This is a genomic window from Pseudomonas sp. 15A4, assembly GCF_016925575.1.
Lineage (GTDB): Bacteria > Pseudomonadota > Gammaproteobacteria > Pseudomonadales > Pseudomonadaceae > Aquipseudomonas.
In genome coordinates this window covers 1,886,285-1,901,691 of record NZ_CP068986.1, presented here as the reverse complement: position 1 = coordinate 1,901,691, position 15,407 = coordinate 1,886,285, and the positions used below count along the sequence as shown (strand labels likewise).

Here is a 15,407-nt window from a genome sequence, read left to right as displayed (position 1 = left end):
TGCACCTAAAACGCAGCACTTGTCGCTTCATTCTCCCGATCTCGTACAAATTATTTGACTTGCAGAACCACAAACCTATGATGAGCAAAGTTGTACAGACTAAAGGATCTGTATAAGAAGTTCTTCGAGGGTTTGTCATGTCTGCAGTACTCGGTCACTCATCAGAGCAAGTCTCCAAACCCAAGCTGGGCGTCAGTGCCTGCCTGATGGGTGTGGAGGTCAGGTTCAATGGCGGGCACAAGGAATCACACCTTCTGACCCGCGCCCTCACCGAATATTTCGATTTCGTGCCAGCTTGCCCCGAGGTCGCCATTGGTATGGGCATCCCTCGCGAAGCCATTCGTTTGGTGGGTGACACGGATCATCCTCGGGCGGTTGGTACGGTTCATCACTCGATGGATGTGACTGAGCAACTGGCTGACTATGGCGAGCACATGGCCAAGGAGATGAGTGATATCTGCGGTTACATCTTCATGCAGAAATCGCCGTCGTGTGGCCTGGAACGCGTAAAGGTTTACCGCGATAACGGCGTGCCGTTCGAAACAGGTGGACGCGGCATCTATGCCCAGGCGTTCTGCGCGCGTCACCCTGATCTCCCGGTCGAAGAAGACGGTCGTTTAAACGACCCGGTTCTGCGGGAGAATTTCATCACCCGCGTGTTTGCCTACGCCGCCTGGCAGACACTGCTGAAGAGCGGCATCACTCGCCGATCGTTGACCGAGTTTCATGCCCGCTATAAATACCAGCTTATGGCCAACGATCCGGTTCAGTACAAAACGCTGGGGAATCTACTGGGCACCATGGGACGAAACGACCCGGCTGAAATCGCCCCGCGCTATTTCAGTCAACTGATGAGCGCGCTGAAGAAACCGGCCACCCGACGTACCCACACCAACGTGCTGCAGCATCTGTGCGGTTATCTGCGCCAGACCCTCAGCGCTTCCGACAAGAAAGAAATTCAGGGCGTCATCAATCAGTACCACCAGGGCATCGTGCCTCTGGTCGTGCCGCTGACGCTGCTCAAACATCATTTCCGCCGACACCCCGACCCGTACATTGCGCTGCAGGTTTATCTGCAGCCACATCCGGAAAACCTCAGTCTGCGCAACGCGATTTGAACATGACCACTACCGAGCAAGAACCGCCGGAAGGCGACCCGCAGGACGCCGCGAACGCTTTTGAAAACGGCTGGCTGCCGATTCGTGAAATTGCCCGACTGACCGGCGTTAATGCAGTGACCCTGCGCGCCTGGGAACGCCGATACGGTCTTATCGTTCCGCACCGCACGCCCAAGGGACATCGTCTTTACAGCAATGAGCATGTGGATCGCGTGCTGACCATTCTCACGTGGCTTAACCGTGGCGTGTCGGTCAGTCAGGTCAAGCAGCTGATCGACGACCAGCAGGCGGCACCGCCAAATGTCGAGAACGACTGGGACATTCTTCGCCAGACCCTTCAGGATGCCATCGGCGCCCTGGCCGAGCGGCGCCTGGACGATTCACTCAACCGCGCCATGTCGTTGTACCCGCCGCGCACCCTCTGTGAACAACTGTTACTGCCGCTGCTGGCGTCACTTGAGCAGCGCTGGCAAGGCCAGTTCGGCGCGCAGCTGGAGCGGGTGTTTTTCTATTCGTGGCTGCGCAGCAAGTTTGGCGCCCGGCTGTACCACAACAACCGTCAGGTCAGCGGCGCGCCCTTGCTGCTGGTCAACCAGTCCGATCTGCCGCTTGAGCCGCATCTGTGGCTGACCGCGTGGCTGCTCAGCAGTGCCGATTGCCCTGTGGAAGTGTTCGACTGGCCTTTGCCGGCAGGCGAGCTCGCCCTGGCCTGCGAGTACCTCAAGCCGCGCGCAGTGCTGTTGTATTCCAGCAAGTCGCTGAACGTCGGCCAGCTGCCCCGCCTGCTGCACAACATCGAGTGCCCGAAGCTGATCGTCGGGCCCGCAGTGCGCATTCATTCGACGGAATTATCCGCCGCCGAGGGTGAAGTCTCCGGCCTCTCGCTGGCTGAAGACCCTTTGACCGCCCAGGCCACTTTGCAGCGGCTAGGGCTCCTCTAAGGAATAACTATGCAATTGATATGGCTGCGCAGCGATCTGCGTGTGCATGACAACACGGCGCTGAGCGCTGCCATGGAGCAGGGCCCGACGCTTGCCGTGTACATGATCAGTCCGGGCCAGTGGCAGAGCCATGACGATGCCCCGTGCAAAGTCGATTTCTGGCTGCGCAACCTTCGCGAATTGAGCAAGGCACTTGCGGCGCTCAATGTCCCTTTGCTGATCGTCCATGCGGACACGTGGTCGCAGGCGCCCAAGGCGTTGCTTGGGTTGTGTCAGCAACACGGGATCGACAGCGTGCACGTCAACGACGAGTACGGCATCAACGAGACCAAACGTGATCGTGACGTCGAGAAGGCACTCGATGGCGCCGGCGTTCTGTTTCATCGCCACCTCGATCAGCTGTTCTTTCAGCCTGGCAGCGTGCTCACCAAGAGCGGCGGGTATTTCAAGGTTTTCACGCAATTCCGCAAGGTCTGTTACGCCCGTTTGCATTACTCGATGCCGGCGCTGGTTGCGCTGCCCAAGGCGCAGCAGAAGCTGTCTGTCAAAAGCGATGTCGTGCCGGATGCAGTCAAGGGTTTCGCCGCACCGACTGATACCCTGCGTTCGCTCTGGCCGGCCGGCGAAGATGAGGCGCGTGATCGCTTGCAAAACTTCACCGACGAGCAAGTGCATTACTACGATCAAGAGCGCGACTTCCCCGCCAAGCCCGGGACCAGCCAGCTGTCTGCGTACCTGGCTGCCGGCGTGATTTCTCCGCGCCAGTGCCTGCATTCGGCACTGCGCAGCAACAATGGCGAGTTCGAGACCGGTAACTCGGGCTCAGTCACCTGGATCAACGAACTGCTCTGGCGTGAGTTTTACAAGCACGTGCTGGTGGGCTTCCCCGTGTCTCCCGTCATCGCGCCTTCCGCCCGGAAACCGAAGCGCTGAAATGGCGCAACTCGCCCGAGGATCTCGAGGCCTGGCAGCAGGGCCGGACCGGCCTGCCGATTGTCGACGCCGCCATGCGTCAGCTGCTTGAGACAGGCTGGATGCACAATCGCCTGCGGATGATTTCGGCCATGTTCCTGACCAAGAATCTGCTGATCGACTGGCGTGAAGGTGAGCGCTTCTTCATGCAGCACCTGATCGACGGCGATCTCGCCTCGAACAACGGCGGCTGGCAGTGGAGCTCATCAACCGGCACCGATGCGTCGCCTTACTTCCGGATCTTCAATCCGCAAAGTCAGTCGGAGCGCTTCGACCCTGAGGGCCGATTCATCAAACAGTGGGTGCCTGAACTGGCTGAGCTGAACAAGCGCGACATTCATAACCCTGCCGCATTGGGCGGCCTGTTCAGCGCTGAGGGTTATCCCGCGCCCATCGTTGATTTGAAAGCCAGCCGCGAGCGCGCCCTGCAAGCGTTCAAGTCGCTGCCCCAACGGCAGGCGGAGACGCAGGAGAATGGGTGAGCATTCGTCACGCCGGTTCGCGGTCCATTGCGCGGTGATTTAAACTGCCGCCCATGACGACCGTTATCCCTTCGCTTCAACTCCCTGACGAACCCGCAATCACGTGTTCTACCTGCGCGGCCTGCTGCTGCCAGCTGGAGGTCATGTTGATCACCGACACCGGCGTGCCCGAGCGTTACATCGACACCGATGACTGGGGAGGCGAAGTCATGCTGCGCCTGGACGATGGCTGGTGCGCGGCACTGGATCGCGACACGATGATGTGCACGATCTACGACCGTCGGCCGTTGATTTGCAGGGAATTCGAGATGGGTGCGCCGGAGTGTATTGCCGAGCGAGAGGGGATTGCGACGGCGTATCTGTGATTGCTGTTTGCCTGAGTCAGCCGCGTTGGCTGAGCTTCCCGGTTAAAGCCGGTCCTACCATGTGCTGCGTCGGTTGGACCGGCTTCAGCCGAGAAGAAGCGAAGGGTACGTTGCAATTGCGGTCAAGCCCGCTCCTGCAATGAAACACTCGAGCGCTTAGAACGGCATCGTGTAGTGAATCGCGTAGCTTTCGATGCCGTCGTTGTTGGTGGTCATGCCGCCGTTGGAGTAGTGAGTGGCGCGCAGGCCGACTTCATGTCCACCGGCAAAGCGCAGACCAAAACCCAAACGGTCTTCAAACTGAAACGCGCTGCCCAGCTTGTTACCTTCCACTTCGGTGCGCTGGAACACAGCGGCGCCGATACCCGCTTCGATGTAAGGCTTGACGCTCTCACCCGAGAACTCATAAACGAATACCGGGGAGAACGACAGGCTGTTGTTGCTGGAGTTCTTGTCGCCTTCCCAGTATGTATAGGCGCCGCTCCAATAGCCGGTCAGGCGACCGACACCGGTTTGCCACCAACTTTTATCCCAATCAAACTGCGCACCCAGACGATAAGTCATGGTGGACTCGCCAGTTTGTCCTACGGAAAACTCGACCCCATCAGCTTGAGCAATTGCGCTTTGCCCCAACAGAGCAGCCGCAATCGCAGCCAAACAAAACAGTCGCTTCATCTGAAACATCCTATTTTTCGAAAGCAGTTAGAAATTTTTTATGTCGACAGAAGTGCTGTAGAAGCCGGCGGCTGAACTTTAGTTCACCCACGGCCGAAGCGATTCACGTTTTTTTCACGAAACGAAGCTTCGCACATTGTCGGAGTTGTTACAAAGCACGCGTAGGACGTTTCTGAAATCTTCTGGATCGCCGGTCGTCCAGAACTGCGTGGTCTGAGGATGACCGTTCGCCAACAGCTCGCGCTCGCCCAATAACCGCTGCAACTGCCGGGCTACAGCAGCGCCGGTGTCGATCAGTGTGATGGACGCAGGAATCATTTCCCGCAGCAATGGCTTGAGAAACGGGTAATGGGTGCAGCCCAGAATGATGGTGTCGCAGCCTGCAGCGAGTAACGGCGCGACGTAACTCTGCAGCAGTTGCCGAATCGTCGGGCTGACCAAGTCGCCCGTTTCAATCAACTCCACCAGTCCCGGGCAGGGCTGCGTGATGACTTGCACGTCTACCGCGAAGCGATCGAGCAATGCGGCGAACTTGGCGCTCTGCAAAGTGCCCGTGGTCGCCAGCACACCGACGACACCGGTCCGCGTCGCCGCAGCGGCAGGTTTGACCGCAGGCTCCATGCCCACCAGCGGCCAGTCAGGGTAGCGGAGGCGCAAGTCAGCGATACCGGCAACTGTTGCCGTATTGCAGGCGATCACCAGCGCCTTGGCGCGCTGACGGTGGAAGAACTCGGCAATCGTTGCGCAACGTTCGCGAATGAATTCGGGGGTTTTCTCGCCATAGGGGATGTGGCCGCAGTCGGCGACATAGAGCAGCGATTCCCGTGGCAGCAACTGCTGTATTTCCGCCAGCACCGACAACCCGCCGACGCCGGAATCAAACACCGCCACCGGCGCATCGCTGTCTCTATTCATGCTCGACGGCAGTTCCAAGCCCGGTACCGCACACGCTGCAGCCAGGATCGCGTTTGACTTTCAACTCGCGGAATCGCGTGCTCAACGCATCGATCAGCAGCAGTCGCCCGACCATCGGCTCGCCGAATCCGGCCAGCAGCTTCAGGGCTTCGAGAGCCTGCAAACTGCCCACCAGTCCCAACAAAGGGCCGATCACGCCGGCTTCGCTGCAGGTCAATTCGGTTTCGCTGCCATGCCCGTACAGGCAGTGGTAACAAGGGCTCTCTGGACGGCGCGGATCGAACACAGACAGTTGCGCTTCCAGGCGAATTGCAGCGCCGCTGACCAGCGGTTTGCAGGCGGCGACGCAGGCCGCATTGACCGCCTCGCGCGTCGAGAAATTGTCCGAGCAGTCGAGCACCAGATCGACCCCGGCCACGGCTGCCGCCAGTGAGTCGGCATCCAGGGCCGCGCGATGGGCCACCAGCGTGATCTGCGGATTGATGGCGGTGAGCCGGGTGATGGCTGAGTCGACTTTGCTTAAGCCCACGCTCGGGGTGTCGTGAATGATCTGGCGTTGCAGGTTGGTCAGATCGACACTGTCGAAATCAGCCAGATGCAATGCTCCGACGCCGGCCGCCGCCAGATACAACGCTACAGGCGAACCCAGTCCGCCGAGGCCGACAATCAGCACGCGGCTTTGTTTGAGGCGCAGCTGGCCGTCGATGTCGACCTGTTGCAGAAGGATCTGCCGGCTGTAGCGCAGCAGTTCCTCGTCCGTCAGCACGGCACTCGCCCGAAGGTAATGCGCTCGTGGTCGCCCAGGTCGCGGCGAGTCTTGATCTCTTCGAATCCGTGCTCAAGCAACAGCTCGCGCACCGCCGCGCCTTGATCGTAACCATGCTCCAGCAAGAGCCAGCCGCCCGCTTCAAGGTGTGCGGGCGCTTGCGACACGATCAGGCGTAAATCGTCCAGGCCGTCGGCGCCGGAGACCAACGCGCTGCTTGGCTCGAAGCGCACGTCACCTTCGACCAAATGAGGGTCGTCGGAGGCAATGTACGGGGGTTGCTCAGGATCAGGTCGAAACGCTGCCCCTCGACGGCACTGAACCAGTGACTGTGCAAGACCTTGGCGTTATCCAGATGCAGGCGCTGGCGGTTGCGTTCGGCAAGCTCGACCGCGTCTTCAACGCGATCCACCGCCGTGACGCTCCACTGCGGACGATCCTTGGCCAGCGACAGCGCGATCGCGCCGGTGCCAGTGCCGAGGTCGAGCAGTGTGTGAGGAATCGCACCGGGCAAAAGCTCCAGCGCGGTTTCCACCAGCATTTCGGTTTCGGGCCGCGGGATGAGCGTATGGGGCGCGACTTCCAGGTCGATGTTCCAGAACCCTTGCAGGCCCAGGATGTACGCGACGGGTTCACCGGTTCGACGACGCTTGAGATAGCCGTCGAAAGCGTGCGCCGCTTCGGTGCTGACAATACGCTCGGGCCAGGTGTGCAGAAAACTGCGCGGCTTGCCCAGGGCAGCGGCCAGCAACAATTCTGCATCCAGACGCGCTGTCGGAGAATCCGGCAACTCGGCGCTTCTTAACAAGCTGGCGATGATGGTCATTTAATCACCCAGTGCCGCAAGTTGATCTGCCTGATACTCGGCAAGTAACGGTTCTATCACTGCATCGACCCCGCCGGCCAGAACTTCATCAAGGGAATAGAGCGTCAGGTTCACGCGGTGATCCGTGACTCGCCCCTGTGGGAAATTGTAAGTACGAATGCGTTCCGAGCGATCCCCGGAACCTACCAGCAATTTGCGCTCGCTGGCGATGGCGTTGGCCGCTGCAGCGGTCTGCTGATCATTGAGCTTGGCCGACAGCCAGGACATCGCCCGCGCACGGTTTTTGTGCTGCGAACGTTCTTCCTGGCATTCCACCACGATGCCGGACGGCAAGTGCGTAATGCGGATGGCCGAATCGGTCTTGTTGACGTGCTGACCACCGGCGCCGGAAGAGCGATAGGTATCAACGCGCAAGTCTGACGGGTTGATCTCGATGGTCTGCTGTTCGTCAGGCTCTGGCAACACCGCTACCGTACACGCAGACGTGTGAATGCGTCCTTGGGATTCGGTTTCCGGCACTCGCTGAACGCGATGCACGCCCGACTCGAATTTCAGCTTGCCGTAGACGTGCTCGCCTTCGACCCGCGCAATGACTTCCTTGTAGCCGCCATGCTCGCCGATGTTCTCGGACAGAATCTCGACACGCCAGCCACGTCGCTCGGCGTAGCGGGAATACATGCGAAACAGGTCGCCGGCAAAGATAGCGGCTTCGTCGCCACCGGTGCCGGCGCGGATTTCCAGAAACACGTTGCGGCCGTCGTTCGGATCTTTGGGCAGCAGCATTTTCTGCAGGTCAGCCTCAAGCACGAGTAACTGATCCTTGGCTTCGCGCACTTCCTCGACGGCCATTTCACGCATGTCGGGGTCGCTGTCCTTGAGCAGCGCCTGCGCGCCTTCGAGGTCGGCCTGCACTTTCTGCAGTTGCCGGTACACCTGGATCACGGGCTCGACTTCGGCGTACTCACGGGAATACGCGCGAAATTTGGTCTGGTCGGAGATGACTTCGCCATCGCCAAGCAGCGCGGTCAATTCCTCGAAACGGTCGCTGAGCACGTCCAGCTTATTAAGCAGTGAAGCTTTCATCGCGGGGATTTATCCGTGAAGCCCTCGTTGAGGGCAAAGAGTTCCTGGGCCATGGCCAGCGCATCAACGCGGCCTTCAGCGGAGAGCTTTTTGAGTTGCACACTGGGAGCGTGCATCATTTTGTTCGTCAGGCCACGTGCCAGCGCCATCAATACATCCTCGGCGTTGCTGCCATTGGCGAGCATGCGCTGGGCCTTCTGCAATTCTTCGTCACGCAGGCGTTCGCTCTGCTGACGATACGCCTTGAGCACGTCAACCGCCGCCAGCTCGCGCAGGCGCGACATGAAGTCGTCTACGCCCACACTGACCAGCTCTTCGGCCGCCTGTGCCGCGCCCTGGCGACTCTTGAGGTTTTCTGCGACGACTTCGTGCAGATCGTCCACGGTGTAGAGGTAGACGTCGTCCAGCTCTCCAACTTCGGGTTCGATATCGCGCGGCACGGCGATGTCGACCATGAAGATCGGCTTGTGCTTACGCAGCTTAAGCGCGCTTTCAACGGCGCCTTTGCCCAGAATCGGCAACTGACTGGCAGTCGAGCTAATGACGATGTCGCTGTTGACCAGCTCGGCCGGGATGTCAGCCAGCAGCACAGCGTGGGCACCGAACTGCTCGGCGAGAATGTTCGCGCGCTCAAGGGTGCGGTTGGCAACGACGATACGCTTGACCCCGAGATCATGGAGGTGGCGCGCGACCAGGGTGATGGTCTCCCCGCCCCTATCAACAGCGCCTGACTGCGCTGCAGATCGCTGAAAATCTGCTTGGCCAGGCTGACGGCCGCAAAGGCGACGGACACCGGGTTCTCGCCGATGGCCGTGTCGGTGCGCACCTGTTTGGCAGCGCTGAAGGTGGCCTGAAACAGCCGCCCGAGCAAGGGGCCGACCGTGCCAGCCTCCCGGGCAACGGCATAGGCCGATTTCATCTGGCCAAGGATCTGCGGCTCGCCCAGTACCAGCGAATCCAGCCCCGACGCCACGCGCATCATGTGACGCACCGCTGCGTCGTCCTCATGCACATAGGCACTGGCGCGAAGTTCATCGACGTTCAGGTGGTGATAATCCGCCAGCCAGCGCAAGACGACGTCGGCGGTCAGTTGATCCTGTTCGATATACAGTTCGCTGCGATTGCAGGTGGAGAGAATGGCGGCTTCACGGCTGCGAGTCAGACGACAGAGCTGCTGCAGCGCCTCAACCAGCTGTTCAGGCGTAAATGCCACGCGCTCGCGGACATCGACTGATGCAGTCTTATGGTTGATACCCAGAGCAAGAAAGGCCATTAAGGTCGCAGATGGTGACGTGAAGCCGGCAATTGTCCTACTTCGGTAGATTCAGGACAACCACCGCAATACATTCAGAACGTCCGCAGCGCACTATTGTCCCTATACAGGTTGCGTATCACCGGCTCTGGCCTGCGACAAAATGTCCGCGCTCAGGCTGTAGATCGAGCGTATCCAGATTTCGCGCGGGCTGTGGGTTTGCTCCCGGCCTTGTGTCATGATGCTTCCAAACCGCAGGTAAGCCGCCCCTCTTCTATATGAATAAATCCTCCGCGCTGTTCCTTGCCCTTGTCGCTCTGAGTGGCTGTCAGTCTACGGCCTCCGTTTCTACGGAGCCGTTCGCTCCGGCGAAAGAAGCGCCGCCCGCGCCCGAGGCCAAACCTCAGGTGTACGGCTCGTTTACTCAGGACACCGTCGTCAGCCTGTTGACCGCCGAGCTTGCCGGCCAGCGCAACCGCTTCGACATCGCGCTGGACAACTACGTGACCCAGGCGATCCAGACCCAGGATCCGGGGATATCCGAGCGCGCCTTCCGCATAGCCGAGTATCTGGGCGCCGATCAGGCCGCTCTCGACACGTCGATGATCTGGGCGAAAAACGACCCTGGCAATCTCGAGGCACAGCGCGCGGCAGCCATCCAGCTGGCGCGCGCCGGGCGCTACGACGATTCCATGCGTTATATGGAGAAAGTCCTTCAGGGTCAGGGCGACACGCATTTTGACTTCCTTGCGCTGTCGGCATCGGAAACCGATTCCACTACGCGCAAGGGGCTGATCACCAGCTTTGACCGCCTGTTGACGAAGTACCCGAAAAATGGCCAGTTGATATTCGGCAAGGCGCTGCTCCTTCAGCAGGAAGGCGACAGTGCCGCCTCGCTGAAACTGCTCGAAGACAACCCGCCGGGTGAAGGCGAAGTGGCGCCGATCCTGCTCCGCGCTCGCTTGCTGCAAAGCATGGACCGCGGCAAGGAAGCGATCCCGCTGTTGGAAAAAAGCATCAAGAAATACCCGGACGACAAGCGTCTGCGCCTGACCTACGCGCGCATGCTGGTGGAGCAGAACCGTATGGAAGACGCCAAAGTGCAGTTTTCCAGCCTGGTTCAGCAGTACCCGGATGACGACGAGCTGCGGTATTCGCTCGCCCTCGTGTGCCTGGAAAACAAAGCATGGGATGAAGCGCAGGGTTATCTCGAAGACCTCGTTGCTCGCGGCAGTCACGTCGACTCGGCCCACGTAAACCTCGGCCGCATTTACGAAGAGCGCAACGATCCACAAACCGCCCTCAGCGAATACGCTCAGGTGGGTGCCGGCAGCGACTTCCTGCCAGCACAGCTGCGTCAGGCCGACATCCTCATGAGCAATGGCAACACTGCCGAGGCGTCGAAGCGGCTGGCTCAGGCACGTGCCGATCAACCCGATTACGCCATTCAGCTGTATCTGGTCGAAGCCGAGACCCTGGTCAATAACAACCAGAGCGATCGCGGCTGGCAGGTATTGAGCCAGGCGCTCAAGCAGTACCCGGACGATCTGAATCTGCTCTACACCCGTTCGATGCTGGCCGAGAAACGCAACGATCTGAAGCAAATGGAGAGCGACCTGCGGGCCATTCTCAAACGCGAACCGGACAACGCCATGGCGCTGAACGCTCTGGGCTATACGCTCTCTGACCGAACGACGCGCTACGCCGAAGCCAAGGAGCTGATCGAACGCGCGCACCAGCTCAACCCGGAAGACCCGGCGGTGCTCGACAGCCTCGGCTGGGTCAACTACCGCCTGGGCAATCTGGATGAAGCTGAGCGCCTGCTGCGCCAGGCGCTCGAGCGCTTTCCAGATCACGAAGTCGCCGCGCACCTGGGCGAAGTCCTGTGGGCCAAAGGCGAGCAGCGTGAAGCCCGCAAAGTGTGGGGCAAGGCCCTTGAACAACAACCTGACAGCCCGGTCCTGCGCAGCACCATCAAACGCCTGACCGGCGCCGAGACCCTTTGAATTTATGCAATTGCGCCACGTACTCGTATTCAGTCTGATCGCCCTGCTCGCCGGCTGTGCCGGCATGTCCTCCCGCGAAGCCGTACAAGGCAAGGGTGACGCCAATCAATGGCGTGTGAACAAAGAACAACTCAGCAGCCTTGACGGTTGGCAGATCAACGGCAAGGTCGGCATCCGCGCGCCGAAGGATTCCGGCAGCGGCACCCTGTTCTGGCTGCAACGTCAGGATTATTACGACATTCGCTTGTCCGGCCCGCTGGGTCGCGGTGCTGCCCGCCTGACCGGTCGCCCTGGTGCTGTGTCGCTGGAAGTCGCCAATCAGGGCCGCTACGACGCGCCGGATCCGGAAACCCTGCTCAAGGATCAGCTCGGCTGGAAACTGCCGGTGTCGCATCTGGTCTGGTGGGTACGCGGCCTGCCCGCCCCCGACAGCAAAAGCAGCCTAACCCTTGACGGTGACAGTCGCTTGTCCAGCCTCGAACAGGACGGCTGGCAGATCGAATACCTGAGCTACACCCAGCAGAACGGTTTCTGGTTGCCTGAACGGATGAAACTTCACGGCCAGGATCTGGACGTCACGCTGGTCATCAAGGATTGGCAACCACGCAAACTGGGGCAATGAGCATGTCGCAAGCACGACTGACACTGCCCGCCCCTGCCAAATTGAATCTGATGCTGCACATCACCGGACGGCGCGCCGACGGTTATCACGAACTGCAGACGCTCTTTCAGTTTCTCGATTACGGCGACGAACTCAGTTTCGCGCTTCGCGACGACGGCGAAGTGCGGCTGCACACGGAAATCGCCGACGTCCCTCACGACAGCAATCTGATCGTGAGAGCGGCTCGTGCGCTAAAGGAAGCATCCGGTTCTCCGTTCGGCGTCGATATCTGGCTGAAAAAATCTTGCCCATGGGTGGCGGCATTGGCGGCGGAAGCTCGGATGCGGCGACAACATTGCTCGGCCTGAATCATCTCTGGCAGCTTGGCTGGGATGAGGATCGGCTGGCGGGGCTGGGCCTCAAGCTTGGGGCAGACGTGCCGGTTTTCGTGCGTGGACACGCTGCTTTTGCTGAGGGAATCGGCGAGATACTGACTCCCGTCACCCCCGAAGAACCTTGGTATCTGGTGCTAGTGCCGCAAGTATCTGTAAGTACAGCAGAAATTTTTTCAGATCCGCTGTTGACACGTGACACTCCGCCCATTAAAGTGCGCCCCGTTCCCAAGGGAAACAGTCGAAACGACTGCTTACCGGTTGTAACGAGGCGATATCCAGAAGTTGGTAACGCTTTGAATTTGTTAGGTAAATTTACCGAAGCAAAATTAACCGGAACTGGAAGTTGTGTGTTTGGGGCCTTCCCAAGCAAAGCTGAAGCTGATAAAGTCTCGGCCCTTCTTACAGAGACCCTTACAGGGTTTGTAGCAAAAGGCGCAAACATCTCGATGTTGCACCGGAAGTTACAGGCACTGCTCTAAAAGGAACCGAGTGCCAGGCACTCGTGCAACAGATACAGGGGCGTCGCCAAGCGGTAAGGCAGCAGGTTTTGATCCTGCCATGCGTTGGTTCGAATCCAGCCGCCCCTGCCATTTTCCTATAGTCATCCAGGCATACCCTAAGCCTCCAGGTACTGCGCGTGTCCAAGATGATGGTCTTTACGGGGAACGCCAACCCCGATCTGGCTCGGCGTGTCGTACGTCAGCTGCATATCCCTCTCGGTGACATCTCTGTTGGAAAGTTCTCCGACGGTGAGATTACCGCTGAGATCAATGAAAACGTTCGCGGTAAAGACGTCTTCATTATCCAGCCGACCTGCGCTCCGACCAACGATAACCTGATGGAACTCGTCGTGATGGCTGACGCCTTCCGTCGCTCCTCGGCCACTCGTATCACTGCTGTAATTCCTTACTTTGGTTATGCCCGCCAGGATCGCCGTCCGCGTTCCGCCCGTGTGGCTATCAGCGCTAAAGTGGTTGCGGACATGCTCACCGTCGTCGGTATCGACCGTGTGCTGACTGTCGACCTGCACGCTGACCAGATTCAAGGCTTCTTCGATATTCCGGTAGATAACATCTACGGCTCCCCGGTTCTGGTGGATGACATCGAAGACCAACGCTTCGAAAACCTGATGATTGTTTCCCCGGATATCGGCGGCGTCGTGCGTGCACGTGCTGTTGCCAAATCCCTGGGCGTCGATCTGGGCATCATCGACAAGCGCCGCGAGAAGGCCAACCACTCCGAAGTGATGCACATCATCGGTGATGTTGAAGGCCGTACCTGTATTCTCGTCGACGACATGGTCGATACCGCCGGCACCCTGTGCCACGCGGCCAAGGCGCTGAAAGAACACGGCGCTGCCAAGGTCTTCGCGTATTGCACACACCCCGTTCTGTCGGGCCGTGCAATCGAGAACATCGAAAATTCCGTGCTGGACGAACTGGTGGTGACGAACACTATCCCGTTGTCCGCTGCAGCACAGGCCTGTGACCGTATCCGTCAACTGGATATCGCACCGGTAGTCGCTGAGGCGATGCGTCGCATCAGCAATGAAGAATCGATCAGCGCGATGTTCCGATAAGGGCCCTGCCCTGCCGAACCATCCGTTGACGAAAGCGCCCCGCCCCGACACCAAATGCCGGGGCGGGGCTTTTTGCCCATACCGTGTCTGGCGCTGGTCGCAAACGCCGCTCGGTCATGGCTATTTTGGAGATACAAAATGAACGAATTTACTCTGAACGCCCAAGCGCGTAATGACCTGGGGAAAGGTGCGAGCCGCCGCCTGCGTCGTCTCGCCGCCCAAGTCCCAGCCGTTGTCTACGGTGGTGGCAAGGAAGCTGTTTCGATCACCATCGAAGCCAAGGAAATTGCCAAGCTGTTCGAAAACGAAGCTGCTTTCAGCCACGTTATCGAACTGAATGTCGATGGCGCCAAGCAGAACGTACTGATCAAGGCCATGCAGCGTCACCCGGCCAAGCAGTTCATCATGCACGCCGACTTCATCCGCGTCGTAGCTGGCCAGAAACTGACCGCTATCGTTCCAGTGCACTTCATCAACGAAGAAGCACCGGTCAAGAAAGGCGGCGAGATCTCGCACACTACCACTGAGCTGGAAGTGACCTGCCTGCCGAAAGACCTGCCTGAGTTCATCGAAGTTGACCTGGGCGCGCTGGAAATCGGTGACAACGTTCACCTGTCCGACGTCAAGGCACCGAATGGTGTTGAATTCGTCGCTCTGGCGCACGGCAAGGACCTGGACATCGCTAACGTCCACGCCCCTCGCATCGTCCAGGACGAAGAAGAAGGCACCGCAGAAGGCGAAGCAGAGTAATCATTACTCGCTAGCCGGTTGAACCCGTGATGATGCTCGCCATCATCACACTCGACCCAAGGAAGAGCCCCTGACGTGACCGCCATCCAACTGATCGTCGGCCTGGGAAATCCAGGCCCCGAATACGAACAGACCCGGCATAACGCAGGGGCTCTTTTCGTCGAGCGCATTGCCAGCGCCCAGCGTGTCAATCTGACCGCTGACCGCAAATATTTCGGCCTGATGGCTAAGTTCAGTCATCAGGGCCAAGACGTTCGTCTGCTGATTCCTACCACGTACATGAACCGCAGCGGCCAGTCCGTCGCGGCTCTGGCGGGTTTCTTCCGGATTCCTCCGCAAGCCATTCTGGTGGCCCACGACGAACTCGACCTGCCTCCGGGCGTCGCCAAACTCAAACTGGGTGGCGGGCACGGCGGGCATAACGGGCTGCGCGACATCATTGCGCAGCTCGGCAACCAGAACGGCTTCCACCGCCTGCGGCTTGGCATCGGCCACCCGGGCGACGCCAGTCTGGTGTCCAATTTCGTCCTGGGTCGAGCGCCACGCGCCGAGCAGGAAAAACTGGATGCCAGCATCGACTTTGCCCTCGGCGTGCTGCCGGATGTACTCGCTGGCGACTTCGCCAAGGCGATGCGCGTCCTGCACAGCCAGAAGGCCTGACATCACTCGAGGGGAAACACC

The 15,407-nt window shown here is 59.5% G+C and carries 12 protein-coding genes, 1 tRNA gene and 4 pseudogenes; 11 read left to right on the top strand and 6 right to left on the bottom strand.

Annotated elements, in window-relative coordinates:
- The first annotated feature begins 137 nt into the window (after positions 1-137).
- From JN403_RS08540 to JN403_RS08525, 4 genes and pseudogenes are all read left to right on the top strand, one after another.
- A complete protein-coding gene (locus JN403_RS08540; protein ID WP_205486727.1) occupies positions 138-1,118 on the top strand; it encodes a DUF523 and DUF1722 domain-containing protein in 981 nt (326 codons plus the stop codon).
- A 2-nt stretch (positions 1,119-1,120) separates the two neighbouring features.
- Entirely contained in the window at positions 1,121-2,059 is a 939-nt protein-coding gene (locus JN403_RS08535; protein WP_205486726.1) for a MerR family transcriptional regulator, read from the top strand.
- Between the two features lie 9 nt (positions 2,060-2,068).
- Positions 2,069-3,513: pseudogene (gene phrB, locus JN403_RS08530) on the top strand (deoxyribodipyrimidine photo-lyase).
- Positions 3,514-3,566: 53 nt separating this feature from the next.
- On the top strand, positions 3,567-3,878 hold the full coding sequence (locus JN403_RS08525; RefSeq protein ID WP_122536194.1) for a YkgJ family cysteine cluster protein: 312 nt from the start codon (positions 3,567-3,569) through the stop codon (positions 3,876-3,878).
- Between the two features lie 156 nt (positions 3,879-4,034).
- Here the strand turns inward: JN403_RS08525 and JN403_RS08520 are convergent, their stop codons facing one another.
- The 6 genes and pseudogenes from JN403_RS08520 to hemA all read right to left on the bottom strand — a co-directional run bounded on the left by JN403_RS08520 (position 4,035) and on the right by hemA (position 9,416).
- Positions 4,035-4,553, bottom strand: a complete 519-nt coding sequence (locus JN403_RS08520) for an acyloxyacyl hydrolase (RefSeq protein WP_065991785.1) — start codon at positions 4,551-4,553, stop codon at positions 4,035-4,037.
- A 114-nt stretch (positions 4,554-4,667) separates the two neighbouring features.
- Positions 4,668-5,468, bottom strand: coding sequence for a glutamate racemase (murI, locus tag JN403_RS08515; RefSeq protein ID WP_205486725.1), 801 nt, complete (start codon positions 5,466-5,468; stop codon positions 4,668-4,670).
- Positions 5,461-6,234: a molybdopterin-synthase adenylyltransferase MoeB gene (locus tag JN403_RS08510; RefSeq protein ID WP_205486724.1), complete on the bottom strand. Its 774-nt coding sequence runs from the start codon at positions 6,232-6,234 to the stop codon at positions 5,461-5,463. The genes murI and JN403_RS08510 overlap by 8 nt, the downstream gene beginning before the upstream one ends.
- Positions 6,228-7,060: pseudogene (prmC, locus tag JN403_RS08505) on the bottom strand (peptide chain release factor N(5)-glutamine methyltransferase). The gene JN403_RS08510 and the pseudogene prmC overlap by 7 nt, the downstream one beginning before the upstream one ends.
- Positions 7,061-8,143 (bottom strand): peptide chain release factor 1, encoded by a 1,083-nt coding sequence (prfA, locus tag JN403_RS08500; RefSeq protein ID WP_122536199.1) that lies wholly within the window; start codon positions 8,141-8,143, stop codon positions 7,061-7,063.
- Positions 8,140-9,416 (bottom strand): annotated as a pseudogene (gene hemA / locus JN403_RS08495) (glutamyl-tRNA reductase). Before hemA ends, prfA begins: the two are co-directional and overlap by 4 nt.
- Before the next feature lie 257 nt (positions 9,417-9,673).
- Here hemA and JN403_RS08490 point away from each other — a divergent pair.
- The 7 genes and pseudogenes from JN403_RS08490 (at position 9,674) to pth (ending at position 15,386) form a co-directional block, all read left to right on the top strand.
- On the top strand, positions 9,674-11,401 hold the full coding sequence (locus JN403_RS08490; protein WP_205486723.1) for a tetratricopeptide repeat protein: 1,728 nt from the start codon (positions 9,674-9,676) through the stop codon (positions 11,399-11,401).
- A 4-nt stretch (positions 11,402-11,405) separates the two neighbouring features.
- A complete protein-coding gene (lolB, locus tag JN403_RS08485) occupies positions 11,406-12,023 on the top strand; it encodes a lipoprotein insertase outer membrane protein LolB (RefSeq protein WP_122622592.1) in 618 nt (205 codons plus the stop codon).
- A gap of 2 nt (positions 12,024-12,025) precedes the next feature.
- A pseudogene (gene ispE, locus JN403_RS08480) lies at positions 12,026-12,876 on the top strand (4-(cytidine 5'-diphospho)-2-C-methyl-D-erythritol kinase).
- 36 nt (positions 12,877-12,912) lie between these two features.
- Positions 12,913-12,987: transfer RNA gene (locus JN403_RS08475), tRNA-Gln, on the top strand.
- 47 nt (positions 12,988-13,034) lie between these two features.
- Positions 13,035-13,976, top strand: coding sequence for a ribose-phosphate pyrophosphokinase (locus JN403_RS08470; RefSeq protein ID WP_037018241.1), 942 nt, complete (start codon positions 13,035-13,037; stop codon positions 13,974-13,976).
- Between the two features lie 138 nt (positions 13,977-14,114).
- Positions 14,115-14,726, top strand: a complete 612-nt coding sequence (locus tag JN403_RS08465) for a 50S ribosomal protein L25/general stress protein Ctc (protein ID WP_122622594.1) — start codon at positions 14,115-14,117, stop codon at positions 14,724-14,726.
- A 75-nt stretch (positions 14,727-14,801) separates the two neighbouring features.
- Positions 14,802-15,386: an aminoacyl-tRNA hydrolase gene (pth, locus tag JN403_RS08460; RefSeq protein ID WP_074883940.1), complete on the top strand. Its 585-nt coding sequence runs from the start codon at positions 14,802-14,804 to the stop codon at positions 15,384-15,386.
- The last annotated feature ends 21 nt before the right edge of the window (positions 15,387-15,407 follow it).